Source organism: Nocardioides sp. (assembly GCF_036374615.1).
Classification (GTDB): domain Bacteria; phylum Actinomycetota; class Actinomycetes; order Propionibacteriales; family Nocardioidaceae; genus Nocardioides.
Map to the genome: position 1 here is coordinate 1 of NZ_DASUTK010000083.1, position 9,356 is coordinate 9,356.

The following is a 9,356-nucleotide window of genomic DNA, read 5'->3' on the forward strand; positions in this document are numbered from 1 at the left end:
AGAAGGGCGCGAGCCGTCACTTGGGCAGGTTCAGGAGGGCGCGAGCCGTCACTTGGGCAGGTTCAGGAGGGCGCGAGCCGTCACGTGGGCAGGTTCAGGAGGGCGCGAGCCGTCACTTGTGCAGTGTTGGGACCCACACAAGTGACGGCTCGGTGGGTCTGGAACGCGCACAAGTGACGGCTCGGTGGGTTTGGAACCTGCGCAAGTGACGGCTCGGTGGGTCTGGAACCTGCACACCTGACGGCTCGGTGGGTTTGGAACCTGCACAACTGACGGGTCACGGATGGTTGAGTCGCGCGGGGTGGGTCACGCCCGCTCGGCGGTCAACCCAGCCAGCTCGGCGATGAAGTCGGGGCCGGTTCCGCAGCAGCCGCCGACGTACCGGACGCCGGCGTCGAGCCAGGTGCGGACCAGATCCAGGTCGGGCGGGTCGCCGTAGGCCCATCGCTTGGCCGTGGCGTTCCAGGTGCCGCCGCGGTTCGGGTAGGCGACCGCGGGTAGGCCGGTGGCCGCCGTCGCTGCCTGGACCGCGCCCAGCACGTCGGACTGGAGCGAGCAGTTGACGCCCGCGGCGACCAGCGAGCCGTGGCCGGCGAGCAGCGCGTAGCCGTCGGTCAGCGGCTGCCCCGCTGCGGTGGCATCCCCCCGCACCGAGTAGGAGAACCACGCAGGGACTCCGACCTGGTCGAGCAGGTCGACCAGCACCTCGGCCTCGTCGACGTCCGGGATCGTCTCGACGGCGAGCAGGTCCGGCTCCGCATCGGCGAGCAGCTCGAGCCGCCGGGCGTGGAAGTCCCGGAGCCGGGCGGAGGGTACGCCGTACCGGCCTCGATACTCCGACCCGTCGGCCAGGTAGGCGCCGTACGGCCCCACCGACGCCGCCACCAGCAGACCCGGCCGCGTGTCGGGCAGAGTCTCGGCCAGCGCGTCGCGGACGTCGCGGGCGAGCGTGACGCTGAGGCGGATCAGTCCGCGGGCCGCCCGCTCGTCGTACCCCGCGGCGACCAGGCCCTCGACGCTGCTCTGGTAACTGGCTGTGGTCGCGACCTGGGCACCCGCGAGGTAGTAGGTGCGGTGCGCGTCGGCGATCCGCTGCGGCTCCTCGCCCAGAAGCCGGGCCGTCCAGAGCGATCCTGACAGGTCGGCGCCCTGCGCCTCGAGCAGTGTCGAGAGGCCGCCGTCGAGCACGACCGCGTCAGTCGGGGGACTCACAGCAGCGGCCGCAGCGGGTTCAGTAGGCCCTCGGTGAAGCGCCGGTGCAGGTCGCGCGCCTCCCACTCCGACAGCGTCAGCTCGAGACAGTTCGCCTGGTCGGTCTCGAACACGTCCTCCAGCGTGGCGGCGAGGTCCTCGTCGATCATCTCGACGTTGATCTCGTAGTTGCCGGTGAGGCTGAGCCGGTCGATGTTGGCCGTGCCGACCGTCGACCACGTGCCGTCGACGGTGGCGGTCTTGGCGTGCACCATCGCCCCCTGGAACCGGAGGATCCGGACCCCGCCGCGCAGCAGCTGGTCGTAGTAGCCGCGTGAGATCCAGTCGGCGACGACGTGGTTGGACTTCAGCGGGACCAGCAGCCGGACGTCGACGCCGCGCTGCGCCGCGGCCACCATCTCGTCGACGAAGTCCTGGTCGGGCAGGAAGTAGGCCTGGGTCAGCCACACGTTGCGAGCGGCCCGGTTGATCGCCTCGAGGTACATCCCGCGGATCGGGAACATCCAGAGCCTGGGCACGTTGCGGTGCACCCGGATGTGCGGCTCCCAGGAAGGGGTCGTCTCGAGCAGCAGCGGCCGCTTGCTGGGGCCCATGATCCGCCGCCGGTTGAGGTTCCAGAAGTCGGCGAAGGCGCGCTTGAGATCCCACACCGCCGGGCCGGTCAGCCGGATGTGGGTGTCACGCCATTCGGTGGCGTACGCCGTGCCGATGTTGTACCCGCCGACGAACCCGACGTTGTCGTCGACGACCAGGATCTTGCGGTGGTCGCGGCCGTAGCGGCGCAGGTCGAACACGCGCCAGCCGGCGTTGTAGATGCCGTACGGCAGCACCTTCATCGACGGCGGGAACCGCTTGAACCGCGGCGACACCACCAGGTTCGCGAAGCTGTCGTAGATGCAGTACACCTCGACGCCCCGGTCGGCGGCGTCCGCCAGCGCCTGCTTGAACTGCTCGCCGACCTCGTCGCCCTTCCAGATGTAGGTCTCGAAGAGGATCTGGCGCTGGGCGCCGGCGATGGCGGCCAGCATCGCGTCGTACAGGTGTTCGCCATAGGTGTACGTCGTGACCTCGCCGCCGCCCTCGCCGACCTCGACGGTGCGCGGCGGGGTCACCGGGAACGGCTTGGCCTTCTTGCCGCGCCGGCGGTAGGAGTCGACCAGGGACATGCCGATCGCCAGCGCGAACTGGACGCCCAGCAGCGCGAGCACCGCCCGCCGCGCCGTTCGGAACACCCGCCCCGCGGTCGGGGTCGTCAACGCAGCCACGCCGCCATCTTGCCAGCGGTCGGAACCGATCGCCTGCCGGTTCCGTCCCAGGACCATGCGGAAGTACTGGATGGCGGTCGTCGTGGTGGCGCTGCTCGCGTCCGGATGCGCTCGCGCGACGGGTGAGCCCGCGAGTCCAGTGAGCAAGGGAGGCGCAGCGGCCGGGACGGGATGGGAGCGGCTGCCGGACCCCCCACTGAGCGGGCGGATCGGGTCGGTCGTGACCGCGGTCGACCACCGGGTTCTGGTCGCCGGCGGCTGGGAGTGGCTCTGTCCCCCGAACGCCGACTGCTCGTTCCCCGACCGGCCGCCGTTGCGCGACGGCGCGTTGCTGGACGTCACCACGGGGGAGTGGCGCCCGGTCGCAGAGGCGCCGTTCGCGTTCCACGACGCGCGAGCGGTCGCCCTCGGCACCACCGTCTTCGTCCTCACCGGCTGCCGCGGGACGGCTGCGTGCGACGGCCCCCTGGAGCTGCTGGGGTACGACGTCGACGCCGACCGCTGGACCGAGCTCGGCGCGGTGCCGTCGCCGGCACCGTCGTACGCCGCCCTCGTGCCCGTCGGTGACCGGCTGCTGGTGCTCGCCGACTCCGACGAGAACGGCGAGCACCCCGATCACCTCTACGACCCGGACACCGACCGCTGGCAGCAGCTGCCCGACGACCCGCTGCCGCGGGTCTACGACCGCTGGGCGACGGCCGACGGTGACCGGCTGCTCGTGTTCGGCTCGTCCATCACGTCGGACCCGCCGGTGAAGCTCGCGGCCGCGTACGACCTCGGCGAGGGGTCATGGAGCCGGCTCCCCGATGCTCCCGGCGCCGGCTACCAGGTGTGGCGCAGTGGCGACGAGGCGTGGCTGAACCCGCACTTCGGGTCCACCGGCGGCGGGGTCCTCGACCTCCGCACCGACTCCTGGAGCGGCTTCCCCGATCCGCCTCCCGGCCAGGGCCAGGACGAGGCGGTCGACCTGGCCGGGGTCATCGGGTGGGGGAGCGCCAGCTACGAGTACGCCGAGGGAGTGGTGCGTGACACCGAGCACGACCGATGGCTCCGGATCCCGGAACGGACGCCGTCGACGTACGACGAGCGGCTGACCGCCCTCGGCGACGCGTTGGTCGTCTTCGGCGGCCAGCGGTGGGACGACCGCGACGGCGAGCTGCTGTCGGAAACCTGGATCTGGCGACCCTGACCGGTGGACCGGGTCAGCGCGCCACCGCGACGTCGCGCGTCAACCGCTCCAGCGCGTACTCGGTGATCCGCACCAGGGCCCGCTTCGCGGACTCCCGCTCGCGGGCGTCGATGGCGATCAGCGGCACGTTCGGCGACAGCGCCAGCGCGGCGGCGACCTCCTCCAGGGAGTACTGGTGGGTGCCCTCGAACTGGTTGACCGCGACGATGAACGGGATCCCCTTGGCCTCGAAGTAGTCCAGCGGGGAGAAGGCCTCGTCAAGCCGGTCGGTGTCGACCACCACGATGGCGCCGATGGCGCCCACGCACAGGTCGTCCCACATGAACCAGAAGCGCTTCTGCCCGGGCGTGCCGAACAGGTACAGCACCAGGTCCGGGGCCAGCGTGATCCGGCCGAAGTCCATCGCGACCGTCGTCGTCGACTTGGACGGCACCGCACCCAGGTCGTCCACGCCCTCGGACTCGTTGGTCACGAGCGCCTCGGTGCGCAGCGGCATGATCTCGGAGACCGAGCCGACGAGGGTGGTCTTGCCGACACCGAAGCCGCCGGCGATCACGATCTTGGTCGAGGTGACGGCACGGGTGCCGTCAGAGTGCGCGGAGTCCACGGAGGGTCCTTTCGATCAGCTCACGTCGTTCGTCACGCGACGACGTGTCGGTCAAGGTGGCCTGGACGCGCACCTTTCCTTCCTGGACGAGGTCACCCAGCAGTACCCGGACCACGCCGATCGGCATCTTCACGAGCGCCGCGACCTCCGCGACGGACTGCGCGTCGCAGACCTGCAGGATCCGCTGACGCGGCCCGTCACCGGGCTCGTCGTCGAACCCCTGGCGACGCAGCGTCGCCTCCATCGGGAGGTCGACCTCAGCCTTGGTGCGGCCCGAGGTGATCGTGTAGGAGCGCACCAGCCGAGCCGGGGGAGCGTGGTCCTCCAGCTCGGGGCGGTGCGGGTCGGTGGGTGCCACGGGGACCTCCTCAGCGGCCGGACATCGGGGTCCGGGCCTGCGCCTGCACCATCTGGCCCACTCGCTCGACGAGCAGGGCCATCTCGTAGCCGATCTGACCGATGTCGGCGGAGTCCTGCGTGAGCACGGCGAGGTGCGAGCCGTCGCCGACGCTCATGAGGAGCAGGTAGCCGCGCTGCATCTCCACCACGGTCTGCATCACCGGGCCGCCGTCGAACAACCGCGAGGCGCCGACCGCGAGGCTGGCGAGTCCGGAGGCGACGGCCGCCACCTGCTCGGCGCGGTCGGGCGGCAGCTGCGCGCTGGCCGCGGTGAGCAGGCCGTCCGCGGACACCAGGACCGCGTGAGCCGTGCCGGGCACCTCGTCGATGAACCGGCCTACCACCCAGTCCAGCTCTCGAGGCTCGGTACGGGTGGGGGTCGAGTAGGTCTCGCTCATCAGGGGGTCACGTCCTCATTGGTCTCGACAGTGGAACCGTTCACGGAAGGAGTGCCGGTGGCTTGGCGGCCGCGGGCGACACCGGCGGCGTGGGCGGCGAGCCGGGCGCGGATGGCGTCTGGGTCACGGCGTACGGACCCGGCGGCCGTGGTGACACCACCGGGCACGAGCCGGTTGCCCGGGTCGCGGACCGGCAGGCCGGAGCGTGTGAGGCGGGACGGCGCGGTGTCCGTGGCGCGGTCGGCTGCCTCCCAGCCGCGATCGGCCTCGCCGCTGTCCCAGCCCTTGCTCTCACCGTTGGCGGTAAACCAGCTCGAGCGCAGCATCCGGTACAGGGGAGTGGAGTCCTCGCCGGTGTCGGGGACCGACTCCAGCGGTGCCGACAGCGTGTCCAGCGGCTGGCTCGACGCCGGCTGAGCGGCAGGCTCGGACCCCGGCTCGTGCGGCGACGTGCCGTTCGCGGCCGACCCGTTCACCGGGGTCGCGCGCTCCCGCTCCGGGGTCCGGATGATCGAGATCGGACGGAACGCCGAGAGCACGGTCGGCTCGGCGACGGGCTCGCGCTCGTCGTCCTGCTTGCTGAGCTCGTCGTCCGCAGCGGCGGCGACCGTCTCCTCGGGGATCTCCTCCGCCTGCTGCTCGTCGGCGTCGTCGTCGGTGGCCCCGTCGACCAGCTCCTCGTCCCTCACGGGTTCGGGCGGCAGCGGCGTCCTCGGCGTGTCCACCGACAGCACCGGCGTCAGCTCCGACGGCTGTGCCGCCGTGCCGGGCTGCCGCTGGGGGAGCCGGATGTTGGCGTTGATGACCGCGGAGAGCGCGTCTCCGGGATCGGTGGGGCGGGTCGGCGCCTGGTCGCGTGCGACGACCTCGTCCGGCTGCTCCGCCGGGGTCGCAGGCGCGGTCTCGGCGTCCGGACGGCGGAACGTATTGGCGTCGCCCAGGACCGACACGGGGGCGACCGAGTCCTCGCTGGTCGCGGGGCCCTCGGCTGCCGGAGCACCGGCAGCGGCGAGCAGCGCCCGAGGGATGAACACCTTGGCGGTGGTGCCGCCGTCGGCGTTGCGCTCCAGGGTGACCGTCATGCCGTGGCGCCGGGCCAGCCGGCTCACCACGAAGACGCCCATCCGGCGCGCGGTGTCGGCCGTGACCTCGGCGCCGGTGCGCAGGGTCTCGTTCAGCTCCACCAGGGACGCCTGGTCGATGCCGAGGCCCTTGTCGTGGATCTCGACCAGCACCAGACCGGCCGGGGTCTCGGTGGTCACGGTGACCTCCGAGGTCGGCGGCGAGAACGCCAGCGCGTTGTCGACCAGCTCGGTGAACAGGTGCACCAGGTCCGGTGCCGCGGCTCCGTTCAGGCGCAGGTCGGGGGCCGGACCCAGCCGCACCCGCTGGTAGTCCTGCACGCCGGCGGTCGCCGCCTGGATCGCCTCGGCCACCGACAGCGAGGACAGCTCGCTGTGCTGGGTCGGGGCGTCGGCGAGCACCACGAGGCTCTCCGCCGTACGCCGCATGCGCGACGCGAGGTGGTCGAGCTTGAAGAGGCTCTCCAGGCGCTGCGGGTCCTCCTCGTCGCGCTCGAGGCGTTCGATCAGCCGCAGCTGCTGGTTGACGAGAGACGTGTTCCGGCGCGAGAGCGTGACGAACATGTCGCCGACGCGCGACCGGAGCTCGGCCTCGCCCTGGGCGAGCCGCACCGCGGTGCCGTGGAGGTCGTCCACGGCCCGTGCCAGCTGACCCATCTCCTCGTGGGTCGTGACGGCGATCGGCTCGATCTCGCCGGGATGCTGGCCCGCTCGGATCCGACGCACCGTGTCGGGCAGCCGCTCGTGCGCCACCTCGAGGGCACCGTCGCGCACCTTCTGGATCGGGCCCACGAGGAACCGGGACACCACCAGGGCGAGCGCGATCGCGAGCAGCAGGGCGAGCCCGGTCAGCACCGCCACCACGATCGCCTCACGCTGCGAGGCGGAGGCGGCGTCGGCCAGCCGGTCCTCGATCTGGGTGAGCAGGTCGGCGGTCAGGTTGTCGTAGAGCCGGATCGGCGCGGAGCCCTTGAGGTCCGGCGTGCCGATGCCGAGGAGGCCGGCGTTGCTGGCGTTGTACTCGCGCAGCAGCCCGACGTCCTCGTTGCCGGGGAGCTGCAGCTCGAGGTTGCTGATCGCGGCGGACTCGACGCCGAGGTAGCCGAAGAGCTCGTTCTTGGGGATCAGCTCGGGCTTCGGCAGCACCAGCAGCTGCTGCTGCGTGACGGCCAGCCGGCCTTCGTTGAGCTGTCCGACCAGCCCGATCTGAGACTCGGTGCGCGAGCCGGTGTCGGTCATCTCGGCGATGCCGAGCGTCACGTCGGCCTCGAGCTTCGTGAGCGCGTTCACCGCCGTCGAGACCAGGGAGTACGACGAGCCGTCGCGCAGTCCTTGAGTGCTGGTCAGCAGCGCCCGGACCTGCTCGCGCTCGGCTTCGGAGAGGTCGGCAGAGGCCCAGGCGGTCTCGAGATCCGCGGCAGCCTCGTTGACAGCCCTCAGCGCGGCTTCGCGCTGGGCCTTGTCCTCGGTCTCGCGGAACACCATCGCCGCGTCCTCGGCGGCCGACAGGTAGGCGACGGAAGGCCCCAGCACCGTCACCTGGCTCGCGGTCGCGGTCGCGTCCGACGACTCGGACAGGGCGGACTGCACGCGCAGCCCACCCAGGACGGCGGCCAGGAGCAGGGGCACGGCCAGGACCAGCGCCACCTTGCGGCGTACCGGCCACTCGGCAACATCGGTCACGCGATGGGTGCGCTCCACGCCGGAATCAAGCGTCTCGCTCATCGTGCCTCGGTCTTCTGCTCGGGGGGTCGAGCCGTCGGCGCGGATGGGGGTTCGCCGATGCTCCGGAACCCAGCGTAAGGAGTCGCAGCGTAGTCGTCCCGAGAACTGGCGAAAACCCTTGTCGGTCCCCGGACGTAGGCTCGGGGCATGCGGCCAGTGACCGATCTCGAGCGCAGCGTAGCGCCTTTCACCGTGATGTCCGACTACCGGCCCTCCGGCGACCAGCCGGCGGCGATCAAGGAGATCACCGCGCGGATCCAGGGCGGGGTGCAGGACGTCGTGCTGCTCGGCGCGACCGGGACCGGCAAGACCGCGACCGTCGCCTGGGTGGCCGAGCAGCTGCAGCGCCCGATCCTGGTGATGCAGCCCAACAAGACGCTGGCGGCGCAGTTCGCCAACGAGCTGCGGCAGCTCTTCCCGGAGAACGCGATCGAGTACTTCGTCTCGTACTACGACTACTACCAGCCCGAGGCGTACGTCCCGCAGACCGACACCTACATCGAGAAGGACTCCTCCATCAACGAGGAGGTGGAGCGGCTGCGTCACTCCGCCACCAACTCGCTGCTCACCCGGCGCGACGTGATCGTGGTGTCGACCGTGTCGTGCATCTACGGCTTGGGCACGCCGCAGGAGTACGTCGACCGCATGCTGCGGCTGCGGGTGGGGGAGGAGCACGACCGCGACTCCGTGCTCCGGCGACTGGTCGAGATCCAGTACACCCGCAACGACCTGACGTTCACGCGCGGCACCTTCCGGGTGCGCGGCGACACCCTCGAGATCTTCCCGGTCTACGAGGAGATGGCGGTCCGGGTGGAGTTCTTCGGCGACGAGATCGAGCGGCTGATGACGCTGCACCCGGTGACCGGGGAGGTGCTCACCGAGGACCAGGAGCTCTACGTCTTCCCCGCGACCCACTACGTCGCCGGACCGCAGCGGATGGAGCGTGCGATCGCCGGCATCGAGGCCGAGCTGGCCGACCGGCTCGAGACCTTCGAGCGGCAGGGCAAGCTGCTCGAGGCACAGCGGCTGCGGATGCGCACGACGTACGACATCGAGATGATGCGTCAGGTCGGGTCGTGCTCCGGCATCGAGAACTACTCGATGCACATCGACGGCCGCACCCGCGGCTCGGCCCCGAACTGCCTGCTCGACTACTTCCCGGAGGACTTCCTCCTCGTCGTCGACGAGTCGCACGTCGCCGTGCCCCAGATCGGCGGCATGTACGAGGGCGACATGTCCCGCAAGCGCAACCTGGTCGACCACGGCTTCCGGCTGCCCAGCGCGATGGACAACCGGCCGCTGCGGTGGGAGGAGTTCCTCGACCGGATCGGTCAGACGATCTACCTCTCGGCGACGCCGGGCGACTACGAGCTCGACAAGGTCGGCGGTGACACCGTCGAGCAGATCATCCGGCCGACCGGCCTCGTCGACCCCGAGGTGGTCGTGAAGTCCACGAAGGGCCAGATCGACGACCTGATC

Annotated in this window: 8 protein-coding genes; 2 read left to right on the plus strand and 6 right to left on the minus strand. The window is 71.1% G+C overall.

All coding sequences use genetic code 11. The features are described 5' to 3' along the window. Positions 1-306 precede the first annotated feature (306 nt). Complete coding sequence (mmuM, locus tag VFZ39_RS06695; protein WP_330864957.1) at positions 307-1,212, minus strand: homocysteine S-methyltransferase; 906 nt, start codon at positions 1,210-1,212, stop codon at positions 307-309. Continuing rightward, on the minus strand, positions 1,209-2,477 hold the full coding sequence (locus VFZ39_RS06700; protein WP_330864958.1) for a phospholipase D-like domain-containing protein: 1,269 nt from the start codon (positions 2,475-2,477) through the stop codon (positions 1,209-1,211). Before VFZ39_RS06700 ends, mmuM begins: the two co-directional genes overlap by 4 nt. Positions 2,478-2,532: 55 nt before the next feature. On the opposite strand from VFZ39_RS06700, the gene VFZ39_RS06705 reads away from it, so the two are divergent. Then, entirely contained in the window at positions 2,533-3,666 is a 1,134-nt protein-coding gene (locus VFZ39_RS06705) for a Kelch repeat-containing protein (RefSeq protein WP_330864959.1), read from the plus strand. Between the two features lie 13 nt (positions 3,667-3,679). Here the strand turns inward: VFZ39_RS06705 and VFZ39_RS06710 are convergent, their stop codons facing one another. From VFZ39_RS06710 to VFZ39_RS06725, 4 genes are read right to left on the minus strand one after another with little or no spacing between them, the layout of a single operon-like run. Continuing rightward, positions 3,680-4,222, minus strand: coding sequence for a GTP-binding protein (locus VFZ39_RS06710; RefSeq protein ID WP_414690267.1), 543 nt, complete (start codon positions 4,220-4,222; stop codon positions 3,680-3,682). A 31-nt stretch (positions 4,223-4,253) separates the two neighbouring features. Beyond that, positions 4,254-4,631, minus strand: a complete 378-nt coding sequence (locus tag VFZ39_RS06715; RefSeq protein ID WP_330864961.1) for a DUF742 domain-containing protein — start codon at positions 4,629-4,631, stop codon at positions 4,254-4,256. Between the two features lie 10 nt (positions 4,632-4,641). Further along, positions 4,642-5,070: a roadblock/LC7 domain-containing protein gene (locus VFZ39_RS06720; RefSeq protein WP_330864962.1), complete on the minus strand. Its 429-nt coding sequence runs from the start codon at positions 5,068-5,070 to the stop codon at positions 4,642-4,644. After that, complete coding sequence (locus VFZ39_RS06725) at positions 5,070-7,877, minus strand: ATP-binding protein (protein ID WP_330864963.1); 2,808 nt, start codon at positions 7,875-7,877, stop codon at positions 5,070-5,072. The genes VFZ39_RS06720 and VFZ39_RS06725 overlap by 1 nt, the downstream gene beginning before the upstream one ends. A gap of 147 nt (positions 7,878-8,024) precedes the next feature. Here VFZ39_RS06725 and VFZ39_RS06730 point away from each other — a divergent pair. Beyond that, on the plus strand, positions 8,025-9,356 hold a 1,332-nt coding region (locus VFZ39_RS06730), incomplete at its 3' end, for a DEAD/DEAH box helicase family protein (protein WP_330864964.1).

Bases quoted from the DNA above. Each gene is read 5' to 3' on its own strand.
- VFZ39_RS06725 (WP_330864963.1), bottom strand. From the start codon at position 7,877: ATGAGCGAGACGCTTGATTCCGGCGTGGAGCGCACCCATCGCGTGACC.
- VFZ39_RS06705 (WP_330864959.1), top strand. From the start codon at position 2,533: ATGCGGAAGTACTGGATGGCGGTCGTCGTGGTGGCGCTGCTCGCGTCC.
- VFZ39_RS06720 (WP_330864962.1), bottom strand. From the start codon at position 5,070: ATGAGCGAGACCTACTCGACCCCCACCCGTACCGAGCCTCGAGAGCTG.